Genomic DNA, 24,864 nt, shown 5'->3' with positions numbered 1-24,864 from the left:
GGACAGGCAAGGAAAGAGGGCGGATATGCTGGTAGTGATTTCCCCGGCCAAGCGGCTGGACTGGGCAGAGCGGGATGTTGAGGTCACGTCACCCGATTTTCAGGACGACGCAATCCGACTGTCAAAAACCACCCGCAACCTAACCCTTGGCGATCTGAAAAAGCTGATGGACCTCAGCGATGATCTGGCGCGTCTGAACCGAGACCGCTATCGCGCTTTTGCCGATGCGCCCAAACTTGAGGCCACCCGCCCCGCCGCGCTGGCCTTTGCTGGCGACACCTATCAGGGGCTTGAAGCCGCGTCACTGGATGCGGATGAGATGGCCTGGGCGCAGGATCATCTGCGCATTCTGTCCGGTCTCTATGGCGTTTTGCGCCCCTTGGACGCAATTCAACCCTATCGGCTGGAGATGGGCAGCAAGCTGAAGACCCGCCGTGGCAAAAACCTGTATGAATACTGGCGCGACCAGCTGAGCAAGGCGCTGAATGCGCAGGCCGGAGAGGTTGGCAGCGATATTCTGGTGAATTGCGCCAGTCAGGAATATTTCGGTGCGGTGGACCTGAAAGCCCTGAAACTGCGTGTGATCACGCCGGTCTTTATGGAAGACAAGGCAGGCAGCCCGAAAATCGTGAGCTTTTTCGCCAAGAAAGCCCGCGGAGCGATGGCCCGATACAGTGTTCAAAACCGCCTAACCGATCCGCACGCGTTGCTGGAATTCGACAGCGGCGGCTATGCATACCGCCCTGATTTGTCGGAAGCTGACAAACCGGTATTTGTACGGCCCTATCAAGCCTGATGGGCAGGGCAGGCGGTTGGAGCGAGGGGCCAGCCCCTCGCGCTCCCCGAGGTATTTTTAAACAGAAGAAGGCAAAGCCGTTTCAATCCGTTTCAGGTGTGATCGGAGCAGTACCGTCGGGGCGGTGATCCAGGATCATCTGATGGATCAGCTTTTTGTGCAGCGGTTTGGTCAGGTAGTGATCAAGTCCGGCTGACAGGATGCTTTGATCATCTCCTGCCATGGCATGGGCGGTCAGGGCTACGATGGGAATGTGCTGTCCGGTTTCAATCTCTTGCCTGCGAATCTCGGCGGTGGCCTGCTTGCCATCCATCTTCGGCATCGAAATATCCATAAAGATCAGATCGGGGGCAAAGTCGTGATAGGCCTTGACCGCCTCGATCCCGTTTCCGGCAAAGCGCAGTTCGATGTTCAGGTCTTTCACCATCTTTTTAAGGATCAGTTGATTGGTGCGATTATCCTCGGCTGCCAATACGCGCATCAGCCTGTCCCCTTCGACGCGTACCTCAGGCTCAGAATCATCAGAAGGTTCGGGGCTGAGCACAGAACTGCCTAGCGCGATCAGGCGGTTATAGAGCTCGGCCCGTGGTATGGGTTTTTGCAGAACGCCGTCGATCAGCTGCCGCACGGGACTGGCGTGGATGACACCCGGATTGGCGGACATGATCACCAGAGGCACATCGGCCCAGCCGCGATCTTTCAGCGTTGTTGCCAGTTCCAGCCCGTCCATATCGGGTAGATCGTGATCGCAGAGGATCAGATCAATCGATGCATCCAGTTTTGACAGGGCTTCGCTGCCCGATGCGCAGACCGTGACCTCAGCGCCCATCCGGCTGAGTTGTTTTTCAAGGATCGCTCGGTTCACAGCCAGATCTTCGACCACCATAACATTCTTCAGACGCCCGTCCAAATCAGGCGGCACGGGTTGCGGACCTTCCGCTGTAGGCAGAGAGATACGGAACCCAAAGCACGAGCCCTGCCCCAGCTCACTTTCTACCCAGACCGTGCCGCCCATCATCGTGATCAGACGTTTGGTGATGGCCAGGCCCAGACCTGTGCCCTCAAACTGGCGGTTGCGTTCATCTTCGACCTGATTGAACTCTCCAAAAATATGCCCGATCTTGTCGGCTTCGATCCCGATTCCGGTATCCTCGATCGCAATGTGGATGTCGCAGTGCTGCTGATCGGGATGGGGCACGCCGGTAACGCGGATCAGCACATGCCCTTCGGTCGTGAACTTGACCGCGTTGCCCACCAGATTGGTCAGCACCTGCCGCACCCGCCCCGGATCACCGACAAAAAGCGTGGGCAGGAACAGGTCATAATCCACCAGCAGGGTCAGGCCCTTGTCGCGCACGCTGGGCTGCAACAGCATCGCAACCTCAAGAATACAGCGTTCCAGATCGAACTGTTCAGGATGCAGGACCAGCTTGTCGGCTTCGATTTTCGAGTAATCCAGAACATCGTTGATAATGACCAGCAAAGCCTCACCTGAGTTGCGGATCGTATTGACGTAAAGGCGTTGTTCTTCGTCCATCGGCGTCTCGGAGAGCAACTCGGTCATGCCGACGATACCGTTCATCGGCGTGCGAATCTCATGGCTCATATTCGCAAGGAAAGCCGATTTGGCGCGGTTCGCAGCTTCGGCCCTGTCGCGGGCGGCCTGCAACTCAGCCTCATGCCGTACCGAGGCGGTGATGTTCAGCGCCAGGCTCACCACATCGCCCCCGCTGCCGCGTTGGTCGATCAGGCGGATGTACTGGCCGTTCCACAGCTGAATCACCTCTGGCGGAGGATTGGCACGAGACCATCGCCGTTGCATTCGGCAGCACCATTCGGGCGCGTTTTCTGCACCGAGGTCAACAATTCCTTCACTGGTCAGCAGTTCCAATATGCGGCTGTATGAGATACCGGGCGCAACCTCATCCAACCCTTCGAACACGCTCAGATAAGCAGTGTTGGCGCTGATCAGCCGACTGTCACCGTCAAAAAAGGCAAACCCGTCCTGAATGGTCTGGATCGAATGCCACAAGCGGCGTTCAGCCACTTCGATCTTTGCATTGGCAACGGTGAGATCGGATTTGACCTTTTCATTCTCGCCACGAACCGTCTCAACCTCGGCCTGGGTTTCGCCAATGCGCTTGGTCAGGGCCATGGCGTGGCGGCCCAACTTGCGATTGGCCGAGGACAATTCCGCCTGTTTCAGTTCCAGCATCCGCTCGGCCGCCAGGCGCGCGCGTCGTTCTTGTGCCAGTTTATGTGCAAGACTCATTGTGATCGATCCGGGTCCGTTCCACGCTCAGCATCCGGCCAACCGGTGAAAAAGTGTTTAAGCCGTTGCGTGACAGGCAGGCCACATGCGAGGCTGACCGAGAACAGGAGGTCGCCATGCACCGCTTTGTATTTATTTCAATTGCTTACATTATTTCTTGCCTAATCCTGCCAGTGGCATCCCTTGCCCAGACCGCGATGCCCGAGTTTCGCTATGTCACCACGCGGGATGCGGATTTCTATGGCTCGGATCTTGATGCGCTGTTCGATACGGATCTGGCGTCGTGCATTCGGGCCTGCTCAGCCAATCAGCTTTGCACGGCCTTTACCTATAACACCCGGTCGAGCGCCTGTTTCCCCAAAAGCGGCGTGAACCGGCAAGAGGTGTATCAGGGCGCATTGTCTGCACAGAAGGTTCCAACCCCTGAACAGACCCTAACATTGGGAAAAACACAGGCTGAGGCGCTGGACTTCCTTAGTCAGAAAGACCTCAACCGCGCGGCACAACAGGCCCGGGACCTGGGGTTTGTTCACAACGCGGGAGGGCGCGATCTGCAAGCTTTGCTAGAGGCAGCGCGAACCGCCGAAAACAATCGCCTGGCGATGCTTTGGACCGGGGCCGCCGTTTCGCTAAGCGACGCGCCGGACCTGTGGGTGGAATATGCCCGGTTGCTGCTGGTCGCCAAACCGCCCGCAAATGGCAGCCGATTTCAACAGCGCCAGCGCGCGGTCAATGCCGCGATCAACGGGTATCTTCGGGCCGATGCGCCGGGCGCACAAATTTCTGCCCTGATGACGCTCGCCGACGCGCTTGAGGCGGTGGATCGCGGGCGCGACATGGTCTCGGCCCTGCGGCTGGCCGAACAGGTGCAACCGCGCGAGGATGTGCTGGCCGCCTTGGACGATGCCATCGGCAAGTACGGCTTTCGTGTCATCGACAGCACCGTCGAAAGCAACGCAGCCGCGCCGCGCATCTGTGTTGAATTCTCGGAGCCTCTGGTCAAGGCCGGAGTCGATTATGACCCCTATGTCCAGCGCGGCGATGAGGGGCTGGTGGTTCAGCTGGACGGCAAATCCCTGTGCGTCGATGGCGTGGCGCATGGTCAGCGTTATCGCCTTGCCTTGCGCGAGGGGCTTCCCGCCGCCTCCGGAGAAGTTCTAAATCGAACGGTTGAACTGACGCATTATGTGCGCGACCGTGCGCCATCGGTTCGGTTTCCGGGGCGCAGCTATGTTCTGCCCAAAGCGGCGGATGCCGCGTTGCCAGTCGAAACAGTCAACACGCCGACGCTGGACCTGACCCTGCGGCGGGTCAGCGACCGCAACCTGATCCGCGCCCTGCAGCAGGATTTCTTTGGCCGCCCGCTCAGCGAATGGCAGGAGCGGAACTTTGCGGACGAAATGGCCGAGGATATCTGGACCGGCACCGCCGAGGTTGCACACCAGCTGAACCAGACGATGACCGCCCGCCTGCCCATGGCTGAAGCGATTGCCGATCAACCCGCTGGTATTTATGCGCTGACGGCCCGCGTACCGGGGGCTGATCCTTATGATGATCCCGGCGCGACCCAATGGTTTGTGCTGACCGACCTGGGGATCAGCACCGCGCTGGGTACCGATGGGCTGCATGTCACCGTGCGCGGGTTGGCAGACGCCATGCCGAGGGAGGGGATCGATGTTTCGCTGATCTCAAACGCCAATGCGGTGATTGCCAAAGGTCGGACCGATGGTAGCGGCTATATCCGATTCGAACCCGGTCTGACACGCGGTACGGGCGGCAGCGCGCCTGCGCTGGTTATGGTATCCAAGGGCGATGCGGATTTCAGCTTTCTGTCCCTAACCGACCCTGCCTTTGACCTGTCGGATCGCGGGGTCGAGGGGCGCGCACCCGCCGGACCCGTCGATGTGTTCCTGAGCACCGACCGGGGAGCCTATCGCGCCGGTGAGGTAATTCATGTCACCGCCCTGTCGCGGGACAGCACCGCGCAGGCGATTGACGGCCTACCGCTGACAGTGATCCTGTCTCGCCCGGATGGGGTTGAATATCGACGCGCCGTCTCAGATGGCGGGGTTGCTGGCGGACATGTCTTTGCCCTGCCCGTTGCCGCAGATGTACCGCGTGGGGCGTGGAAAATCGAGGTCAAATCTGACCCCAAAGGCGATGCACTGGCCCGCCAGACCATTCTGGTCGAAGACTTTTTGCCCGAACGCATCGACTTTGACCTGTCGCTGCCGGATGCGCCGTTGCGCCCGGGCGACACGCCTCCCTTGCAGATCGACGCGCGGTATCTGTTCGGCGCGCCTGGGTCGGATCTGAGCATTGATGGTCAGGTGATCGCCCGCCCTGCTAACACCGTTCCCGGCTATGAGGCGTATCGCTTTGGCCGCTACGATGCCGAGACATCAACCCGCAGCAGCTATTTCGGCGACGCCCGCACCGACGCAGCGGGACAAGCCACGATTGCCGTGGAAATCCCCGTGTTAGAGACTGATGGTGCACCCGTCGAGGCTGTGGTCATTGCGCGCCTTGCCGATGGATCGGGCCGCCCGGTCGAACGCCGCCTGACCACGCCTGTTCAGTCTGCACAGGCCATGGTCGGAGTGCGCCCGCTGTTTGACGATGTTCTTCAACAAGGCGCCGAGGCCGCGTTTCAGATCGTTGGATTGTCGCCCAACCTGACACCAGAACCCATGCGCGTGCGCTGGACGCTGAACAAGGTCGAGACCCGCTATCAATGGTATCAGCTTTATGGAAACTGGAATTGGGAACCGACCACGCGTCGCACGCGCATCGCCACCGGCGAGATTGAGACGACAGCAGACCCGATAAACCTGTCGCAACCTGTCGGTTGGGGTCATTATGAGCTGGTCGTCCAGCGCCTGGATGGTGCCTACGCGGAAACGGCGGTCGAGTTCTCTGCGGGCTGGTATCGGGCGGCCGATGCCTCGGTCTCGCCTGACCGGCTTGAGATGTCGCTAGACCGCGACAGCTACCGCCCCGGTGAAACCGCGCAGCTGCGCATCGTCCCGCACATGGCCGGTGTGGCGCAGATTGAGGTTCTGTCAAACCGTGTGATCCATCGCCAGATGGTTGAGGTGCCGGAAGGTGAGTCTGTGATCCCGCTTGAGGTGACCGAGGACTGGGGCGCAGGCGCCTATGTCACCGCAACAGTGATCCGCCCGATGGATGTCGCCGCTGGCCAGAACCCTGCGCGCGCCATGGGCGTGGCCCATGCAACGGTCGAACCGGTGGGCCGTACACTGGAGGTGGCAATTGACGTGCCCAATGTGACCTCACCTCGACAAGCGCAAAAGGCTATTGTTAGGGTCGAAAATACTCGCGAGGACGATCCTGTTTGGCTGAGTTTGGCCGCTGTGGACGTGGGTATCCTGAACCTGACCGGGTTCGAAAGCCCAGACCCCGAAGGATACTATTTTGGCCAGCGACGTCTGGGCGTTGATCTGCGTGATGTTTATGGCCGATTGATCGACGGGATGAACGGCGCGATGGGAACCGTGCGTTCGGGCGGAGACAGTTCGGGCCTGCGGCGGCAATCCCCACCGCCGACACAGGACTTGATGGCTGTGTTCAGCGGGCCGGTTTTGGTCGACGAAAACGGCGAGGTCGAGATCGACATCCCCTTGCCTGCCTTTAACGGCACCGTGCGCCTGATGGCGGTGGCGTGGTCGAACGCTGCCGTGGGACAAGCCGAAGCCGAGATGATCGTCCGTGACCCGGTTGTTGTCACCGCCAGCCTGCCGCGCTTTCTGGCCCCCGGCGATGAAAGCCGGATGTTGCTGGAGGTCGTGCATGCCGATGGCCCCTCAGGCGAAATGGCGTTGGGGCTGACATCCTCTGCCGGGCTGAAAATGGGCAATGCCCCCACCAGCTTTGTGCTCGACGACGGCGGCAAGGCGACATTCGAAATCCCCATCCGCGCTTTAGCGGTCGGAGACCCGGAGATCAACGTAGCCATCTCAACGCCGGATGGACGTGATCTGGAACAGACCCTGCGGATGCCGATCCGCGCGAACGACCCCGTTGTGGCTCAAACACGGCGGTTTTCGCTGGGCGAGGGCGACAGTTTCCTGTTCACGCAGGATGTCTTTGACGACTTCCAACCTGGATCGGCCAAGGCGATCCTGTCCGCCGGCGCATTGGCGAAGTTCGATACGCCCGGCCTGTTGGATCAGTTGAACCGTTACCCCTATGGCTGCACAGAGCAGATCACCAGCAAGGCACTGCCGCTGCTCTATCTGTCGTCGGTCGCGCAGGCGACCGGACTGGGCGATGGCCCGCTGGTGGATCAGCGCATCAACGACTCGATCCGCAGCATCCTGACGCGGCAATCCTCGAACGGCGCTTTCGGCCTCTGGCGCGCGAACAGCGGGGATTTCTGGCTGGACGCTTATGTCACTGACTTCCTGTCGCGCGCCCGAGCCCAAGGGCATAAGGTGCCCGACCGCGCCTTTGCTCAAGCCATGGATAACCTGCGCAACCGCATCAACTATGCCCCCGATTTCGACAAGGGTGGTCAGGATATCGCTTATGCGCTGATGGTACTGGCGCGCGAAGGAGCGGCCTCGATGGGAGACCTGCGGTATTATGCCGACGCCAAGGGGGACGCGTTCGACACTCCGCTGGCCGCAGCGCAATTGGGGGCGGCTCTGGCGTCGTACGGTGATCAGACCCGAGCGGATGCCATGTTCACCCGCGCGGCCCAAATGCTGGACCAACGACCTGAACAAGGGCAATCCCGCTGGCGCGCCGATTATGGCACCACTCTGCGGGATGCCGCCGGTCTGCTGACGCTTGCGGTGAATACGGGCAGTCAGGCGGTGGACCGCAACGCCCTGATCCAGCGTGTCAGCGCTGGCAGGCAGTATCTGTCCACGCAAGAGGCCTCTTGGTCGCTGCTGGCCGCCCATGCGCTGGTCTCGGACCCGTCCGGGTCTGGGTTGAGTGTGAATGGCGCTCCGGTCTCAGGCCCATTTGTTCAGGTTCTGGAAAGCGTGCTGGCGGATGAGTTGAACATCACCGCCACCGACGCGAACCCAACAGACATCACCCTGACCGTCACCGGCATCCCGACCACGCCGCCGCAGGCTGGCGGCACCGGCTATGCAATCAACCGGTCCTATTATTCGATGGATGGCGATCCGCTTGATCCGAACTCGTTCACCACTGGCGACCGGTTCGTCACCGTTCTGACGGTCACGCCCTTTGAAAACGGCGGGGCGCGGCTGATGGTGGATGATCCGCTGGCCGCCGGTATCGAGATCGACAATCCAAGCCTGCTGCGTTCGGGCGATGTGCGGGCGCTGGACTGGCTGGACCTGTCAGAGGCCAGACATACCGAGTTCCGCTCGGACCGTTTCCTGGCGGCTGTTGATCTGTCCGGCGGCGAGACTGTGACGCTGGCCTATGTGGCCCGCGCGGTCACGCCCGGCACCTTCCACCACCCGGCAGCATCGGTCGAGGACATGTATCGCCCGCAAAACCGTGCTCGGACCGAGACGGGTCGGGTCGAAGTTAAGTGATCCCGCGTCAAGCATATCAAAACGCAAGGCACCGAGATGCCTAGACGCGCCACATTGCTAATGGCGTTGGCTGGTGCGCTCTACCTGACCGCCTTTGCGCGAGATCGAGCAGCGGACTGGGTAGACGCGACCATCCTGCCCCCGGTGCTGACCGAAACCTCGGTCGAGATGCTGGACCGCAATGGCGCTTTGCTGCGCGCCTTCCCGGTCGAGGATGGCATCTGGCGGATGCAGCCCGGCCCGGTTGATCCTCGCTTTGTCGAGATGCTGATCAGGTATGAGGACAAGCGGTTCTGGTCTCATTCCGGCGTCGATCCAGCTGCGATGATACGCGCAGCGGGGCAGGCGCTTTGGAATGGCCGCGCAGTCTCAGGCGGATCGACCCTGACCATGCAGGTTGCGCGGCTGATCGAGGATGGCCCAACCGGGCGATGGAGCGGCAAACTCCGCCAGGTTAGGGTCGCATTGGCGCTCGAACAACGTCTGACCAAGCAGCAGATTCTGGACCTCTATCTGATCCACGCGCCCTACGGCGGCAATCTGGAAGGCATTCGCGCAGGCGCGCGCGCGTGGTTCGGGAAAGACCCGACGCGATTGACGGCTGCGCAAGCCGCCCTGCTGGTGGCCCTGCCGCAAGCGCCTGAAACCCGCCGGCCGGATCGGGCAAATACGAATGCGGAAAAAGCCCGCAATCGCGTTTTGCATCGGATGCAACGGCAAGGGGTGTTATCGTTAGACGACATGCAGGCGGCGCTGATCGAAGCGGTTCCCACGCAGATGCGCCCTTTCCCGCGCCATGCGCCGCATCTGACCGATCACGCGTTACGCACGCGCCCCGAGGCCCGGACCCACGATCTGACCCTGGATGCGCGCCTTCAATCCCGGCTAGAGGGATTGGTGGCCCAAACGGCCTCTGAAGCGGGCCCGCGTATCTCGGGCGCGCTGATCGTGGCAGATCATCGCAGCGGTGACATACTCGCCTCGGTCGGATCAGCAGGCTATCAGGACGCGCGGCAGGGATTTGTCGATATGACCCGCGCGGTGCGTTCGCCCGGATCGACGCTCAAGCCCTTGATCTATGGCATGGCATTCGATCAGGGGCTGGCCCATCCTGAAACCCTGATCAGCGACAGCCCGGTGATGTTCGGACACTACGCCCCGCGCAATTTCGACGGTATGTTTCGTGGTGATGTCCGGGTGCGCGACGCGCTGCAACTGTCATTGAACATCCCTGTCGTGCGGCTGACCAATGAACTGGGCCCCGCCCGCGTCATGGCCGCCCTGCGCGATGCCGGAACGCAGCCGAAACTGAGTGGCGGAGCTCCGGGTTTGGCGATCTCGCTGGGCGGCGTCGGGCTCAGCCTGCGGGATCTGGTACAGCTCTATGCGACGCTCGCAGCAGGGGGTCAGGGGCCAGTTCTGTATCACGACGCGTTGTGTGGCGGGGAACAGACACCGCGCACGCTATCAGATGTCGCCGCGTGGCAGGTGACCGACATCCTGTCCGGGCTGGCGCCACCTTCGGGTGCTGCTGCGCAGGGGTTGGCCTACAAAACCGGCACGTCTTATGGGCATCGTGACGCCTGGGCGGTCGGCTTTGACGGGCAGCATGTCATCGGGGTTTGGTTAGGCCGTGCTGATGGCACCCCGGTGCCCGGCGCTTTTGGCGGAGAGCTGGCGGCCCCCCTGTTGTTTGAAGCTTTCGGACATCTGAAACCCGTTCCCACGCCCTTGCGCCCGCCGCCGCCATCCACTTTGATCCTGAGCGCGGCAGAATTGCCCCGGCCGCTGCAAAGGTTTCAACCACGCAGCGCGGCCTTCAAGAAAGACCCCAGCGCGCCTGACCTGGTGTTTCCGCCCAACAACGCCGTGTTAGAGACAAACGGAGCCCCCCTGACCGTCAAACTGCGCGGCGGGGTTGGCCCGTTTTCCCTGTTGGCTGATGGGGTTCCAGTGCTGACAGGTCAGCGGCAACGAGAGTTTGATATCCCAAATCCCGGTCGCGGTTTTTCACACTTGGTGGTGGTGGATGCGCGCGGCGCGTCTGATCAGGTCTCGATCCGTATCGACTAAGGCGCGGCTCTTAACGGCGGCCTTCACGCAGCCAGCCGCCCAACAGGAACCCACCCGCAAGCAGCAACACCAGCCAGGGGGGCAGCAGCCCGGCCTGGGTAACATCGCGCGTTTCATACGCCTCGCGCGGCGTCAGACCAATCCAGCCGCGCCCGGCCGCTGGTCGCCCGGCCCGGACGTTGCGGACCGCAGGCACACCATCCTCCAAGCGGATGACGCCGCCACGCATCTGATCAATCACCGGTTCCAGAACGTCGCCCGTAGCGATGGTCTGCTCAAACTCCTTTGGTGCGGCGGGGCCCAGCCCGATCACGGCCATCAGGTCGCCCTCCTGCAAGCGATAAAGACCAATCTCAGGCCCAAAATACTGCGCTTCAAACCGACCAGGCGTGACCTCATCAAGTGTCATCTCAAGCGTTTCGCCATTAGGGCGGGTGATCGTCACCGGGCCAACCTCTTCTTCGAGGGTCTGACGGATGATGCGCATCGACTGGCCATTGGCCTCGGCCCACAGCGCCTCTTCCTCCAGCTCCGGCTCTTTCATCATCCAATGGGCCAGACGACGCAGCAATTCCAGCTGCGGCCCGCCGCCTTCGAACCCCCGGCTCCAGAGCCAGGCGTGATCCGAAGCCAGCATGGCAACGCGCCCTTCACCCACCCGGTTCAGAACCAACAGCGGGCGGTCCTCGACCCCCGTCATCAAAACCTGACCCTCGCGATGTTTCACGTCGATCTGACGCAGCCATGCGCCCCAATCCTCGGAATCACCCAGATTGGTGGTCACGGGATGCCGGTGGCCCAGATCGCTGACCATAGGCACATAGCGTTCTTCGATCACACGCGCGGTTGGCTGCGCCGGTAAGATCGACGCGAGCGGTGAGCGAAAGATACTGTCCGCCGTGGCAAAATCAGGACCCGCTGCAATCAGCACTGCACCGCCATCGTTGATATAATCGGTCACGTTGTCCAGATAGATCGCGGGCAAGATGCCGCGCCGTTTGTAACGATCAAAGATGATCAGATCGAAATCGTTTATCTTTTCCAGAAACAGCTCTCGGGTCGGGAAGGCGATCAGCGACAGTTCATCGACCGGCACGCCATCCTGCTTTTCCGGTGGGCGCAGGATGGTAAAATGCACCAGATCAACGGAACTGTCTGATTTCAAAAGGTTGCGCCAGGTGCGGCCGCCCGGATGCGGCTCACCCGACACCAACAGCACGCGCAGCCGATCACGGACACCATTCATCTGGATCAGCGCGGTGTTATTGCGATCCGTCAGCTCACCCTCGGCCTCGGGAACCGTGAACTGGATGACATTGCGCCCGCCATGGGGCAGCGTGATGGGCAGTTCCACATCCATGCCAATTGGAATGGTGAACTGCTGCGGTTCACCGCCGTCGACGGAAATCTCAAGCGGTGCATTTGCGGCACCAACCGGTGCGGCGCCACTGTCTTCGACCCGCAAAGTCAGTGTCACAGGTTCGCCGATAATAGCAAAGGCGGGCGCGTTGCGGACGATCAGCCTGCGGTCCCAATCGCTTTGGCGCCCGGTTTGCAGCAGATGCATCGGTGCAGGCAAGTCGGGCGCCTGATCGACGTCGTGCACGATCCCATCCGAGACCACAAGGATACCGGCAATCCGCGCACGAGGTTCTTCGGCCAGCGCAGCGTTTACGGCTGCCATCACCTGCGTGCCTTCATCCCCATCCCCGTCGCCAACGCGAATGCGGCGCAGTTCGGTATTGTCGCGCGAGTCGATCTGGGCGGCCAGCGCCTCGGCGGCCTCGGCAGTCTGATCTGCGCGATCTGAGAGTGTCTGACTGGCGCTTTCATCTTCGATCATAAGAACGATATCGGTCAGCGGCGCGCGATCTTCGACCTGATACACCGGACCGGCCAGAGCAGCGATCACGACCAGTGCAGCCAAGCCGCGCAGCGCCCAACCGGACAGGCCGCGCCAAAGAGCCAGAACGATCCCGCAGACCGCAATCGCGGCAACAACGGCCAGCACGGGCCATGGTATCAGCGGATCAAAGATGACGGTTCCGGTCATTGTCCCAACCTGTCCAGCAGAGCAGGCACGTGGACCTGATCGGATTTGTAGTTTCCAGTCAGCACATGCATCACCAGATTGACCCCAAAGCGGTTGGCCAGTTCGCGCTGCCGCTCGCCCGCATAACCGCGTCCCACCGGCAGCAACGCCTGCCCGTTGCGGTCCACCGCCCAGGCCCCGGCCCAGTCGTTGCCGCCGATCACCACCGGCGTCACGTTGTCATTGAGGTTACGGAAGGGCATCCCCTCAATTTGTTCTGCATCCAGCGGCGCAGCTTCAACCCAGACCTCAGTGCCCGCATAGCGGCCCGGAAAATCCTGTAACAGATAGAAGGTCCGGGTCAGGACGTGGTCGCGGGGAATAGGCTCTAGCGCCGGGATATTTAGCGGGGCGGCCAGCTGTTGCAGCTTGCGCCCATTTGGGCTGGAAGCGCCGAACCCGGCAATATCCGCATCGCGCGTATCGAACAGGATCATGCCACCTGACCGCAGATAAGCGTTCAGCTTGGCATAGGCCTCGGCTGAAGGTTGCGACTGATCGGGGGTGATCGGCCAATAGAGCAATGGGAAAAAGGCCAGCTCATCGCGTTCCAGATCCACGCCAAACGGCTCTGCCGGCTCCACAGATGTGCGGAAGAACAGCGTTTGCCCTAAGCCACGCAGACCTGCCTGCGCGATGTCGTCCACCCGCGCATCGCCGGTCAGAACATGTGCCAGAACCAACTCTTGTGTCGCGGCGAGAGCGAAATCCGTATCATCCGGCGTTTGCGCCTGCGCCTCGGGCACCAAAAGCAAGGCCCCCAACGCAACAGCCGTTGCTTTGGCCAGACCCAACCGGCCTGACAGGGCAAGCGAGGCAATCACATCCACGGTCAGAAGGATCAGCGCAAGGCTGAGCAGCAAACCACCCAATGGCGTCTCGGTCGTTACTTCCTGTCCTTTGATTGGAACACCAGCGGGCCAGACAACCGGGCGCAGGGTTGCATCCTCGGCCAATACATTGCGGGCCAGCTTTTGCTTACCGCTTTCGTAGAGACCGGGGCGGATATCAGGACCAATTTGCCCAGAGACCAGTTCAACACCATCCACACCCGCCAGGGTGCCCGCGTCGGACAACGTACCAAAGCCGTCCATGATTTGCACAGGCTCCCACGTGGTGCCTTGTAGCTGATCCACCTGCCGTGATTTCGCCGCCGAGGCCACCGCCAGACGATCCAGCATTTCCACGAACAGGCCCGAGAGTGGCAGGCTGGACCATTCAGCATCTGCGGTCACATGGAATAGAACCACCTGCCCCAATCCCAATGCCTTGCGGGTGACCAGAGGCGTGCCATCCGACAACGACGCAATCACCCGATCCGCCAAGTTAGGGTCAGGTTGTGCCATGACTTGGGTCGAAACGACAACGTCACCGGGTATCTGCAGCCCGTAAAAGGGCGACGCTTCTGGAAATGGCGCCAGTGTCTTGGCCTCGCCCCAACTCATCGCGCCGCCGACAGTGCGCCCACCGCTGCGCAGGCGCACAGGCAGCAACGTGTCCTCTTCGTCGCGGCCCAGATCGCTGGCTGCCATGCGCGGTCCGGCAAAGCGCAGCAACAGGCCACCCTGTTCGACCCAGTCGATCAGACCCGCCTGTTCGGTGTCGGACATCTGCGCCACGTCGGACAGAACGATCACATCCGGGTTTGCAGGCAGAACCTCTAGCAACCCACCCTCGACAAAATCCGCCGTGGGGATCAGAACTTGGGTTAGATAGTGTAGCGGCGACAGCAGCTCCAGCCCTTCGCGGTTCACCGTTCCGGCAATCAGCGCGACCTCGCGCCGGCGCAGGCTGTCATCGGTCAGCGTGACGGCCCCTGCCGATTTCTGGCCCTGAATCTCGAACCGAGTAATCCGCGCGCGCAGCTCCGAAGGCAGCGCAAGTTCGATCTGCGCCTCAGTCGCGCCTGCCTCAAAAGTCAGTTCAGCAGATTGCAGAACGCGCGCGGTGCCCGCAGGGTCACGGCCCTGCGCCAGAATGGTCACGGTTTCCTCGGGGCCGGGTTCGGCCCGCAACACCGTCACCTGAATGACGCCATCCTGATAGGCAGCCGGAAGGATGGCCAGTGCATCCGATGGGGATTGGTAAACTGTCACGTCACCGCGCGATTGCAGCGCTGACACCAAACCCTCGTGGCCGTCATAGCTCAGCCGATCACTGAACCAATGCGTGTCAAACCCGCCTTCGACCTGTTCCAGCGCGGCTCTGACCTGTTCGATCTGCGACTCCGTGGGTTGCCATGGGTTGGGAACAAGGCCGGGCAGGCGGTTGCGCCACGCCTCTGCCGCCTGAAACACAGGTGGTTCCGGCTCGGTCAATCGCAGGATCGAGACAGGGCGGCTTGAACGGCCAGCCTCGGTCAACTGCGCGTCGATCTGGTCCAGCGTCGAGGACCACCGTGTAGCACCACCCCAGCTGGCATCCAGCACCAGCAGCAAAGGCCCGGTGCCCGTTTCATCGCGTGAAGGGTTCAGGACCGGACCGGCCAAGCCAATGATGATCGCTGCCGCTGCCAGCATACGTAGCAAGAGCAGCCACCACGGGGTGCGGTCCGAAACACTCTCGTCATCCTTCAACCCCAGCAGCAATGTCACCGCCGGGAACAAGCGCCGGATCGGCGCGGGGGGCACGGCACGCAGGATCAACCACAGGATCGGCAAGGTCAGCAGACCCAACAGCACCCATGGCGCGGTAAAGCCGATGCCCGCCAGAACCGTCATCGCGTGCCCCCGTCCAACGCGCGATAGAGCCAAAGCAGCGCCGCCTGCGCGCTATCGCTGGTGTGATGCAGACCCAACTGCCACCCCGTCGCGCGGCACAGCCGCGTCAACGCATCCTTGCGCTGCGCCAATCGGTTCAGATAGCGATCGCGCAGGTCTCCGGCTTTTAGTGTTTCATGGCGAGCTGTTCCACCAACGCTTTCGAAAATGGTACGGCCGAGATAAGGAAAGCTTTCCTCGCTTGGGTCCAACACCTGCAAGATCACACCACGCACGCCGCGATCAGCGGCTTTGGTCAGCGCCAGTTCAACCTCGTCCATCGGGCCGAGGAAATCCGAGACAAACACCGCACGCGCATGCGGGATCATGGCACGGTGTTCAGGCGGGGCATAGTCTGCCTGATCATCCTCGGACCAGGCTTGCGCCAGACGAATGATCTGCGCATTGCCGCGCCGGGGCGGCAAGGTCGTGCCCGTTAGCCCAACACGTTCACCGCCGCGCACCAGCAAGATAGCCGTAGCCAGACCCAACAGCCGCGCCCTATCCGATTTAGTCGGCAAGCCTTTATCAGAAGCAAACCGCATCGACGCGCCCTGATCGACCCACAGCATCACCGATTGCGCAATCTGCCATTCGCGTTCCCGCACAAATTGCTGGTCCCCTCGCGCTGATCGACGATGGTCGATCATCCGACGGCTATCTCCGATCTGAGCAGGGCGGTATTGCCAGAAATCATCGCCCATACCTGATCGCCGCCGACCATGGTCGCCCAATAAAACGGTTCCGGCCAGATGTTCGGCGCGCGCCAACAGAGGCGGCAGCCGGGACGCCTCGGCCTCAGATCGCTCTCGAAGGGTTAGCGCAGCATTCACGCCGCAGCCTCGGTTCGGATCAAACTGGCAGCGGTAGACTCGATGAGGTCTGACAAGCTGTCGCCCCGCGCCCGCGCCGCAAAGTTCAGTGCCATCCGGTGGCTAAGCACCGGGCGGGCCATATCCAATACATCTTCGGCATTCGGCGCTAAACGCCCTTGAAGCATGGCCCGCGCTCGAACTGTCATCATCAGCGCCTGCGCCGCACGAGGGCCGGGCCCCCAAGCAACGGTTTCCTTGACCCGCTCGGACACGCCCGCTTCATCCGGGCGGAACGCGCGAACCAGATCGAGGATCAGTTCGACAACTGACTCCCCCACCGGAATACGACGCAACAGGACTTGCGCGGCCAGCAGTTCCTCTTTGGTGAAAATCTGATGCGCATCATCTTCTTCGACGCCTGTAGTGGCCAGCAGAATGTCCCGCTCGGTCTGACGATCTGGGTATTCGACGTCGACCTGAACAAGAAAACGGTCCAGCTGCGCCTCGGGCAGCGGATAGGTGCCCTCCTGTTCAATCGGGTTCTGTGTCGCCAGCACATGGAATGGTGTCCCGAGTGAGCGGTCCTCGCCCGCCACGGTCACAGTCCGCTCCTGCATCGCCTGAAGCAGGGCCGATTGCGTCCGAGGGCTGGCGCGGTTGATCTCATCCGCCATCAGCAACTGGCAAAAGATCGGGCCTGAAATGAACCGGAAATGACGGCTGCCGTCATCAGCGGTATCCAGAACCTCGGACCCCAGAATATCGGCAGGCATCAGATCGGGCGTGAATTGGATGCGATTGCCGTGCAGGCCCATCACTGTTGACAGAGTCTCGACCAATCGCGTTTTACCAAGACCCGGCAAACCGATCAGCAGGGCATGTCCACCGCACAACAGCGCCGTCAGGGTCAGGTCCACGACCCTCTCCTGCCCGATGAAGCGGCGGGTGATCGAGGCCTTGGCCTCTTGCAACTTGGTTTCCAGCGCTTCGATCTCGGATACGAGGTCGGCAGGTTCGGTCATGACTTTCCCTTCCGTGGACTATTATAGATGAAGTGTATCGCGCTAAGAGGAAATGGCAAAAGCAATGAGCGGACAAAAACCCGTGAAACCTTCGCCGGATGGTTTGGCTGCATCAGTCAAAGCGGCCAAAACCAAGGGTTTACCGCCCGTTCACCTGTGGAATCCTCCGTTTTGCGGCGATCTGGACATCAAGATCGCCAAAGATGGTTCTTGGAGTTACTTAGGGTCGCCCATCAACCGGTTCGAGCTTGTGAAGCTTTTTTCCTCAATTCTTAAGAAAGAAGACGGCAAATACTACCTTGTCACCCCGGTCGAGAAGGTGGGAATCACTGTCGAGGATGCGCCGTTTTTTGCGGTCGACTTCGACCAGACGGGGGATGGCCTGTCGCAAGACCTGACATTTACCACCCATGTGGGCGATACGGCCATCGCCGGGCCGGATCACCCGATCCGCATTGTCATCGATGCGGAAACAGAGGAACCCACACCCTACGTATTGATCCGAAACAATCTTGAAGCACGCATTGACCGCAAAAGTTTCTACCGACTCGTGGATATTGGTACCAAGCATGATGGCTGGTTTGGCGTCTGGTCGGGTGGGCAGTTCTTTCCGCTAATCTCAGCCTCAGATCTACCGGACTAAACGGTATGCGCCACCTTGCGGTCCTGCGCCAGCACCACAGCCACGGCCACGATCCCTGCGCCCAGCGCGCGAGTCCAGTTCCAGTCATCCCCCAACATCAGCATGATCAGCATCACGTAGAAAGGCGCTATGTTGATGTGGAATGAGGCCAATGCAACGCCCAGCTTCCCAACGGATCCAACGAACAGTACCTGACTGAGGCCCATTGCAACCAACGCATAAATTCCGAGCATTCCGATCTGTTGAACATCGATCTGTGCCGTTGGCATGACATCCACACCCAATTGTCGCGCAACGAAGAACAGCAATACAGCAACAATCAATCCGCCAAAAAATGTGATGGTACTGCGGCCAGTCTGGCTAAGGTCAGGGAAATCTCTCGCAGTTGCCATTGTCGCCCAGCAGAACAGCCCGGTCGAGGCAACAGCACAAATAGCGCCCAACCCCAGCTGCGCCGGGGCCACTGCACTGGTGGCGATCAGACCGCCTATGATGGACACCACCACACCCAACGCAAAATTCCAGCGTAACCGCCGTGTTCCAGTTGCCAACTCGATCAATGTGGCAAACAACGGTGCGCAGGAGGCGATGATGGCCACTGTTACCGGATCTGTCAGCTTTTGCGCCAAAATGATCAGGAACATGCCGGCGCCAAGCATCCCCCCAACAAACATTGCATGCCCCCATCGGGCACGCAGGACGCGAGATTGGCCGTCGATCAGAATCCAAATTGGCAACATGACAGCCACAGCGAGCGCCAGTCGTGCAACGAGCAACGCAACTGGTGGCCAAGTTTGTAGCAACACTTCAGCAGCGGGAAACCCGGCAGCCCATGTCAACATAGACGCAACCGCCAGCCCATTGCCTGGCAAGGCCGAGCTGCGCCCACCAGACACAGGTAAAGATGTCCCGCGCACGGGGTCTGGGCTCATCGCCATGGGATCGAACCTTCACAAAAAACGGCGCTCGAAAATGATTCGCCGTGTCGCCTAGAATTTCGATGATTTGCCGGGGCCGTTCTGGTCGATTTTCGACAATCTGTCGTTTTCAGTCTCTTTCCTGAAAACCACCCGCCCGTTAGTGTTTGCCGACCAAACCACGGGACCACTCATGCCCAGATTTGCCGCCAATCTTTCGCTGCTCTTTACCGAGTTGCCGTATCTCGAACGTTTCGAAGCCGCCGCGCAGGCCGGATTCAAAGCCGTCGAGATTCTGTTTCCCTATGATCTGGCGGCCAAGGAAACCCGCCGCGCCTTGCTGGCCAACGGGCTGGATCTGGTTTTGATCAATGCCCCTCCCCCCAACTACACGGGCGGACAGCCAGGCTATGCGGCGGTGCCGAAGGGCGAGGCGCGGTTCCAATCTGACATCCGGCGCGTCCTGCGATACGCCGAACTCCTCCGCCCGCAGACGATACATATCATGTCCGGTTACACCTCGGGGCCTAAGGCGATGGCGTGTTTCATACAGAACCTGAAATGGGCTGCGGATGCGGCACCAAACCAGCAATTCAGCATCGAACCGCTGAACCCGGTGTCACAGCCCGACTACTTTCTGAACGACTACGCGCTCGCCGCTGAGGTGCTGGATCAGGTGGACCGTCCCAATATTGGCCTGCAATTTGACAGCTTCCACGCGCAGATGATCCATGGGGATGCGCTTGCCATATGGCAGCATTATCGGGACCGCGTGACCCATGCCCAGATCGGGGACGCCCCAAACCGGTCCGAGCCAGGCGATGGGCCGATCGACTTTCCCGCCCTGTTCAACGCCATCGACAACAGCGGATACGACGGATGGGTCAGCGCCGAATACAATCCAACGACGCCCCGCACCGTGGACTCGCTGGGCTGGATGGCGCGCTAACATACCCGTTACTGGCATTTGCTGCGAAAATATCGCACAGCTTGGCGCGGTGAATGAACGAATGATACCGATGACCCACGCCCGACTGTCACATATTATGTTCTGCCTGATCATGTCAGGGCTGATGTCCTGCATCGTGACCGGGATTGCCACGGTCAAGGCCATCGGATTTGGGCCGGGCACCTTTGGGGATTGGATGGCGGCCTGGGCCTTTTGCTGGCCTATCGCCTTCACCGTCATCGTGATCCTAGGACCAAGTGTCAAACGGCTGGTCGACCGTCTGGTCGGGCCCAGGGCCTGACCCGCCGCGAAGAGGGCCCATCGGGCCTGATGAGCGGCGTGCCCTAGTGCGCTTCGGCCCAATTCGCGCCTCGCCCGGCATCGACATCCAGCTTCACATCTAACTTCACCGCCGGGTCCGAGGCCCCCTCCATCACCTCGCGCGCCACCTCGATCAACTGATCCACCCCGTCCTCAGACACTTCGAACAGCAATTCGTCATGCACCTGCAACAGCATCTTGGCAGGCAGGCCCTGGATCGCGTCCGGCATCCGCACCATCGCGCGCCGGATCACATCTGCAGCGGTGCCCTGGATCGGCGCGTTGATCGCAGCCCGGCGCGAGAACCCCGCATGCGGCCCTTTGGCATTGATCTCAGGCGTGTGGATTTTGCGCCCAAACAGGGTCTGCACATAGCCGTGCTCTTTCGCAAAGGCGATGGTGTCGTCCATATAGGCGCGAATACCGGGGAAGCGTTCGAAATAGCGGTCGATGAATCCCTGTGCCTCGGCCCGCGGAATACGAAGGTTGCGCGCCAGACCAAAGCCCGAGATGCCGTAGATCACACCAAAGTTGATCGCCTTGGCCTGACGACGGATGTCCGGCGTCATCTCATCCAGTGGCACATCGAACATCTCGGACGCGGTCAGCGCGTGAATGTCCAGACCGTCGGCAAACGCCTGTTTCAAGGCGTCTATCCCGGCGATATGTGCCAGAATGCGCAGCTCGATCTGGCTATAGTCGAGACTGACCAGCACATTGCCCGGCTCGGCGATGAACGCCTCACGAATGCGGCGGCCTTCCTCGGTGCGCACGGGAATATTCTGCAGGTTCGGATCGGTCGAGGCCAAACGGCCCGTGTTCGCCCCAGTGATCGAATAAGACGTATGCACGCGGCCCGTGTCCGGATTGATATGGGTCTGCAGCGCATCCGTGTAGGTCGATTTCAACTTCGACAGTTGCCGCCAGTCCAGTACCTGGCGCGGCAATTCATGCTCGGTCGCCAGATCCTCAAGAATATCCGCCCCGGTCGAGTACTTCCCGGTTTTCCCCTTCTTGCCGCCTTCCAGACCCATCTTGTCGAACAGGATCTCACCCAACTGTGCGGGCGAGCCGACATTGAAGTTCTGACCGGCCAACCCGTGAATTTCAGCCTCTAGTCCGGCCATTTTCTGCGCAAAGGCATTCGACATCCGACTGAGGACATCGCGGTCCACCTTGATACCGTGCATCTCCATTTCTTTGAGAACCGGCACCAGCGGGCGTTCCAGCGTTTCATAAACCGTCGTCACCTGAACCTGATGCAGCTGCGGCTTGAACAATCGCCACAGGCGCAGAGTAATATCCGCGTCCTCGGCGGCATAAGCGGTGGCCTCATCAATCGGCACCTTGTCGAAGGTGATCGCCGATTTGCCCGAGCCCAGCAGCGGTTTGATCGGGATAGGAGTATGGCTTAGATAGCGCTCGGACAGAGTATCCATCCCATGTCCATGCTCACCGCCATGCATGGCGTAGGACATCAGCATCGTGTCATCGATCGGAGCGATATCGATGCCATAGCGCGCAAAGATCTTGGCATCGTATTTCATGTTCTGCCCGATCTTGAGGATCGAGGGGTCCTCGAACAGCGGTCTCAGCAGTGTTAGAGCCTCATCTAGCGGCATCTGCCCCTCGGCCAGCGCATCCGAGCCGAACAGATCATCCGCCGATCCGTCGCGGTGGGTCAGCGGGATGTAGCAGGCCTCCCCTGCTTCGATACAAAGCGAAATGCCGACCAGATCGGCGATCATCTCGTTCAGGCCGGTGGTTTCCGTATCAACGGCGATCCAGCCGGTTTCATAGGCCCGGTCGACCCAGACTTGTAGCGCAGCCGCATCCCGAACACATTCGTATTTCGAGGCGTCAAATGGTATTGCTTCGACTTCGGGCGCTGCTTCGGCCGCGGGAGCATCGGGGATTACTGGCGAGTCCACGCCCAGTTTATCCGCAATGCGCTTGGTCAGCGTACGGAACTCCATCTGAGCCAGAAAACTCATCAAGACGTCGGCCTCAGGGTCCTTCACTTCCAGATCATCGAGCGTGAAATCAAGAGGGGTCTGTTCATCCAGCTGCACCAGCTTCTTCGACAGCTCGATCTGATCGCGCTTTTCGATCAGGGTCTGGCGGCGCTTGGGCTGCTTGATCTCTTCCGCACGGTCCAGCAGGGTTTCGAGATCACCATATTCGTTGATCAGCAAGGCGGCCGTTTTGACGCCGATTCCCGGTGCCCCGGGTACGTTGTCAACGCTATCCCCAGCCAGCGCCTGCACATCAACCACGCGCTCCGGGCCAACGCCGAATTTCTCGATCACCCCGTCCCGGTCGATGCGCTTGTTCTTCATCGCATCCAGCATCTCGACGCCGCCGCCGACCAACTGCATCAGGTCCTTGTCGGAACTCACAATAGTCACACGTCCGCCAGCCTCACGTGCCTGAACGGCAAGAGTGGCAATGATGTCGTCAGCCTCATACCCCTCCAACTCTTTGCAAGCGATGTTGAAGGCCTTTGTCGCTTCGCGGGTCAGCGGCATCTGCGGGCGCAGGTCCTCGGGCATCGCCTCACGATTGGCTTTGTACAGGTCATAGAGGTCATTGCGGAAGGTGTGAGAGCCCTTGTCGAAGATCACCGCCACATGGGTCGGTGCATCCGGGCCATCGTTCCCCTCGACATATTTTTGCAGCATGTTGCAAAAGCCCGAAACCGCCCCGATCGGCAAGCCATCGGATTTCCGGGTCAGCGGCGGCAGCGCGTGATAGGCCCTGAAAATAAAGGCCGATCCATCGATCAGATGCAGGTGACACCCTTTTCCGAAATTGCTCATGCGCACGCTCCCTGTCGGTCAGAGATGGTTCTGCCACAGGGTCGCTCGGGTGACCAGTCTTGAACTTGGGCTAACCGCCGAAGAGGCCGCTGAAAACGTCCGAAAAGCTGTTGAGCAAAGCCATAATGATCAAAACACCAAGGAAGGCAAAAAACGCGAAGGCAAAGAACTGGAACAGGATTGCGCCGACGCCAACCGAAATCCCGGCGATGGCAGGGCGGCGCCTTTCGTGACGCAGGAGGCCGACAACCGACAGAACAACTGCCAGCGCACCCAGCATGGCTACGCCGATCTGCAGAAAATCATCCAGATCGCGCGCGCGCGCAACCGGCTCGGGCTGTTCCAGCCCAGCCGCAGATCGCAGGGTAGATTTGCCGATTTCAGCCGCCAGTTCGCCCAGCGACACGCCGGCGGATTGCTGAGGCGCGAAGGGTCCAGCCCAAAAGACGAACAAGGCAGCAAACAGCGTCAAAGAGGCAATGCAAAAGCCGATCCATCCGAAAATCGGGTTAGCAGAGTCATTGGGTGTAATGTCGGTCATCACGCTCGCCTACGCTGTATGCGCCACCGAAATAGCATAAAAAACACGGCGAGATTTGGGTGAAACCCGATTGGACGGGCAATCAGCCCTGCTCTGTGCCTTTCAGAACATATTTGCAGTCGCAATAGGGGCACTCGACCCAGCCCGTATCTTCAGGGATTTGCAGCCACACGCGCGGATGGCCCAGCGCACCTTCGCCGCCGTCACAAGCGACGCGGGTGGTTTCGACGATCTTGGTTTCCGGCGCTTCGATTGTCACGGCTGGCGATCCTTCACTGGTTGTCGGCCTCGCGGGCATGCATTAGGTGCGTTTATGAGCGATGAGCAATCCGGGGGCAAGTGCCACATGAGCGATGCGGCAATCAGGATCGAAGGTCTGCGCAAGACCTATCGGGCAAGCAAGGGCCAGCCCGAGAAGTACGCACTGAAGGGGATTGACCTGACTATTCCCAGCGGCTCGGTTTTTGGGCTTTTGGGGCCGAACGGCGCGGGTAAGTCGACCCTGATCAACATTCTTGCCGGGCTGGTGATCAAAACCTCCGGGAAGGTTTCGATCTGGGGCTTCGATCAGGATCAGAACCCACGCCAGTCGCGCGCCGCCATCGGTGTGATGCCGCAAGAGCTGAACCTGGACCCGTTCTTTACCCCGCGCGGCGCGCTGGAAGTGCAGGCTGGCCTGTATGGCGTGCCCAAGGCCCAGCGCCGCAGCGATGAGATTCTGGAACTCGTCGGGCTTAGCGATAAGGCCGAGGCCTATGCTCGCACGCTATCAGGCGGGATGCGGCGGCGGCTGCTGCTGGCCAAGGCGTTGGTGCATCACCCCAGGATTTTGGTTCTGGATGAACCTACCGCGGGTGTCGATATCGAGTTGCGCCAGATGCTTTGGACCAATGTGCGCAAACTGAACGAACAGGGGATGACTATTATCCTGACCACGCATTACTTGGAAGAAGCGCAGGAAATGTGTGATCAAATCGCCATCATCAACCATGGTGAAAAGATCACCCAAGACAGCACCGCCAACTTGCTGAGCCGCATGGACCGGCGCACCATGGTGATCATGCCCGATAACCCGGTTGCGGACCTTCCCTCGGCTGCCGGGGTCGAGGCCACATTGCGCGACGATGGCAGCCTGCTGCTGCAGTATCGCAGCGCCCAGACCAGTGCCGAGCAGGTGCTGGAATCCGTTCGCGCTGCGGGTATCCGCATCCGCGATGTACGCACCGAAGAAGCAGATCTTGAAGATGTGTTCCTTGCCCTGACCTCGTCTCAGGCTCGGGCGTCGTAAGCGCGGCTTAGAACCAG

16 protein-coding genes are annotated in these 24,864 nt (G+C 60.5%); 7 read left to right on the top strand and 9 right to left on the bottom strand.

The annotated features are described in order from the left end of the window. The first annotated feature begins 25 nt into the window (after positions 1-25). Positions 26-796 carry a peroxide stress protein YaaA gene (yaaA, locus tag ACR0JE_RS07030; RefSeq protein WP_480863640.1) on the top strand — a complete coding sequence of 257 codons (771 nt, stop codon included), beginning with the start codon at positions 26-28 and terminating at the stop codon, positions 794-796. Positions 797-878: 82 nt separating this feature from the next. Here the strand turns inward: yaaA and ACR0JE_RS07025 are convergent, their stop codons facing one another. After that, on the bottom strand, positions 879-3,068 hold the full coding sequence (locus tag ACR0JE_RS07025) for a response regulator (protein WP_480863639.1): 2,190 nt from the start codon (positions 3,066-3,068) through the stop codon (positions 879-881). A 116-nt stretch (positions 3,069-3,184) separates the two neighbouring features. Between ACR0JE_RS07025 and ACR0JE_RS07020 the strand changes: the two genes are divergently transcribed. Both ACR0JE_RS07020 and pbpC read left to right on the top strand, forming a co-directional pair. Then, complete coding sequence (locus ACR0JE_RS07020) at positions 3,185-8,608, top strand: alpha-2-macroglobulin family protein (protein ID WP_480863638.1); 5,424 nt, start codon at positions 3,185-3,187, stop codon at positions 8,606-8,608. Positions 8,609-8,644: 36 nt separating this feature from the next. Beyond that, the gene (gene pbpC / locus ACR0JE_RS07015; protein ID WP_480863637.1) at positions 8,645-10,681 is read left to right on the top strand and encodes a penicillin-binding protein 1C; all 2,037 of its coding nucleotides are present in this window, start codon (positions 8,645-8,647) and stop codon (positions 10,679-10,681) included. A 10-nt stretch (positions 10,682-10,691) separates the two neighbouring features. Here pbpC and ACR0JE_RS07010 read toward each other — a convergent pair whose 3' ends face one another. Genes ACR0JE_RS07010 through ACR0JE_RS06995 form a run of 4 tightly spaced genes read right to left on the bottom strand, consistent with a single transcriptional unit; the run spans position 10,692 to position 17,369 of the window. Continuing rightward, positions 10,692-12,734, bottom strand: coding sequence for a hypothetical protein (locus tag ACR0JE_RS07010; RefSeq protein WP_480863636.1), 2,043 nt, complete (start codon positions 12,732-12,734; stop codon positions 10,692-10,694). Then, positions 12,731-15,493, bottom strand: a complete 2,763-nt coding sequence (locus tag ACR0JE_RS07005) for a DUF4159 domain-containing protein (RefSeq protein ID WP_480863635.1) — start codon at positions 15,491-15,493, stop codon at positions 12,731-12,733. The genes ACR0JE_RS07010 and ACR0JE_RS07005 overlap by 4 nt, the downstream gene beginning before the upstream one ends. Next, complete coding sequence (locus ACR0JE_RS07000) at positions 15,490-16,365, bottom strand: DUF58 domain-containing protein (RefSeq protein ID WP_480863634.1); 876 nt, start codon at positions 16,363-16,365, stop codon at positions 15,490-15,492. Before ACR0JE_RS07000 ends, ACR0JE_RS07005 begins: the two co-directional genes overlap by 4 nt. After that, positions 16,362-17,369: an AAA family ATPase gene (locus tag ACR0JE_RS06995; RefSeq protein ID WP_480863633.1), complete on the bottom strand. Its 1,008-nt coding sequence runs from the start codon at positions 17,367-17,369 to the stop codon at positions 16,362-16,364. The genes ACR0JE_RS07000 and ACR0JE_RS06995 overlap by 4 nt, the downstream gene beginning before the upstream one ends. A gap of 64 nt (positions 17,370-17,433) precedes the next feature. Here ACR0JE_RS06995 and ACR0JE_RS06990 point away from each other — a divergent pair, with 64 nt between their 5' ends. After that, complete coding sequence (locus ACR0JE_RS06990; RefSeq protein ID WP_480863632.1) at positions 17,434-18,012, top strand: DUF1285 domain-containing protein; 579 nt, start codon at positions 17,434-17,436, stop codon at positions 18,010-18,012. Here ACR0JE_RS06990 and ACR0JE_RS06985 read toward each other — a convergent pair. Further along, a complete protein-coding gene (locus ACR0JE_RS06985) occupies positions 18,009-18,950 on the bottom strand; it encodes a DMT family transporter (protein ID WP_480550958.1) in 942 nt (313 codons plus the stop codon). The genes ACR0JE_RS06990 and ACR0JE_RS06985 overlap by 4 nt on opposite strands. 172 nt (positions 18,951-19,122) lie before the next feature. On the opposite strand from ACR0JE_RS06985, the gene ACR0JE_RS06980 reads away from it, so the two are divergent. Both ACR0JE_RS06980 and ACR0JE_RS06975 read left to right on the top strand, forming a co-directional pair. After that, positions 19,123-19,878 carry a hydroxypyruvate isomerase family protein gene (locus ACR0JE_RS06980; protein ID WP_480863631.1) on the top strand — a complete coding sequence of 252 codons (756 nt, stop codon included), beginning with the start codon at positions 19,123-19,125 and terminating at the stop codon, positions 19,876-19,878. A 70-nt stretch (positions 19,879-19,948) separates the two neighbouring features. Continuing rightward, positions 19,949-20,179, top strand: a complete 231-nt coding sequence (locus tag ACR0JE_RS06975; protein ID WP_480863630.1) for a DUF2798 domain-containing protein — start codon at positions 19,949-19,951, stop codon at positions 20,177-20,179. Positions 20,180-20,222: 43 nt separating this feature from the next. On the opposite strand, the gene polA is transcribed toward ACR0JE_RS06975, so the two are convergent. The 3 genes from polA to ACR0JE_RS06960 form a co-directional block, all read right to left on the bottom strand. Continuing rightward, on the bottom strand, positions 20,223-23,018 hold the full coding sequence (gene polA / locus ACR0JE_RS06970) for a DNA polymerase I (RefSeq protein WP_480863629.1): 2,796 nt from the start codon (positions 23,016-23,018) through the stop codon (positions 20,223-20,225). Positions 23,019-23,088: 70 nt separating this feature from the next. After that, positions 23,089-23,559 (bottom strand): hypothetical protein, encoded by a 471-nt coding sequence (locus tag ACR0JE_RS06965; RefSeq protein WP_480863628.1) that lies wholly within the window; start codon positions 23,557-23,559, stop codon positions 23,089-23,091. An 82-nt stretch (positions 23,560-23,641) separates the two neighbouring features. Further along, entirely contained in the window at positions 23,642-23,818 is a 177-nt protein-coding gene (locus ACR0JE_RS06960; protein ID WP_170533977.1) for a zinc-finger domain-containing protein, read from the bottom strand. 87 nt (positions 23,819-23,905) lie between these two features. Here ACR0JE_RS06960 and ACR0JE_RS06955 point away from each other — a divergent pair, with 87 nt between their 5' ends. Then, positions 23,906-24,847 carry an ABC transporter ATP-binding protein gene (locus ACR0JE_RS06955; protein WP_480863738.1) on the top strand — a complete coding sequence of 314 codons (942 nt, stop codon included), beginning with the start codon at positions 23,906-23,908 and terminating at the stop codon, positions 24,845-24,847. Positions 24,848-24,864 lie beyond the last annotated feature (17 nt).

It is taken from the genome of Ruegeria sp. H3 (assembly GCF_056533095.1).
Note: the sequence above shows the minus strand (reverse complement) of the source record. Positions and strands in the feature narration are given on the sequence as shown.

Coding starts and splice junctions, on each gene's coding strand:
- pbpC (WP_480863637.1), top strand. CDS start 8,645: ATGCCTAGACGCGCCACATTGCTAATGGCGTTGGCTGGTGCGCTCTAC.
- ACR0JE_RS06955 (WP_480863738.1), top strand. CDS start 23,906: ATGAGCGATGCGGCAATCAGGATCGAAGGTCTGCGCAAGACCTATCGG.
- ACR0JE_RS06980 (WP_480863631.1), top strand. CDS start 19,123: ATGCCCAGATTTGCCGCCAATCTTTCGCTGCTCTTTACCGAGTTGCCG.
- ACR0JE_RS06995 (WP_480863633.1), bottom strand. CDS start 17,369: ATGACCGAACCTGCCGACCTCGTATCCGAGATCGAAGCGCTGGAAACC.
- ACR0JE_RS06990 (WP_480863632.1), top strand. CDS start 17,434: ATGAGCGGACAAAAACCCGTGAAACCTTCGCCGGATGGTTTGGCTGCA.
- ACR0JE_RS07010 (WP_480863636.1), bottom strand. CDS start 12,734: ATGACCGGAACCGTCATCTTTGATCCGCTGATACCATGGCCCGTGCTG.
- ACR0JE_RS06975 (WP_480863630.1), top strand. CDS start 19,949: ATGACCCACGCCCGACTGTCACATATTATGTTCTGCCTGATCATGTCA.
- ACR0JE_RS07025 (WP_480863639.1), bottom strand. CDS start 3,068: ATGAGTCTTGCACATAAACTGGCACAAGAACGACGCGCGCGCCTGGCG.
- ACR0JE_RS07005 (WP_480863635.1), bottom strand. CDS start 15,493: ATGACGGTTCTGGCGGGCATCGGCTTTACCGCGCCATGGGTGCTGTTG.
- ACR0JE_RS07020 (WP_480863638.1), top strand. CDS start 3,185: ATGCACCGCTTTGTATTTATTTCAATTGCTTACATTATTTCTTGCCTA.
- ACR0JE_RS06985 (WP_480550958.1), bottom strand. CDS start 18,950: ATGGCGATGAGCCCAGACCCCGTGCGCGGGACATCTTTACCTGTGTCT.
- ACR0JE_RS06965 (WP_480863628.1), bottom strand. CDS start 23,559: ATGACCGACATTACACCCAATGACTCTGCTAACCCGATTTTCGGATGG.
- yaaA (WP_480863640.1), top strand. CDS start 26: ATGCTGGTAGTGATTTCCCCGGCCAAGCGGCTGGACTGGGCAGAGCGG.
- polA (WP_480863629.1), bottom strand. CDS start 23,018: ATGAGCAATTTCGGAAAAGGGTGTCACCTGCATCTGATCGATGGATCG.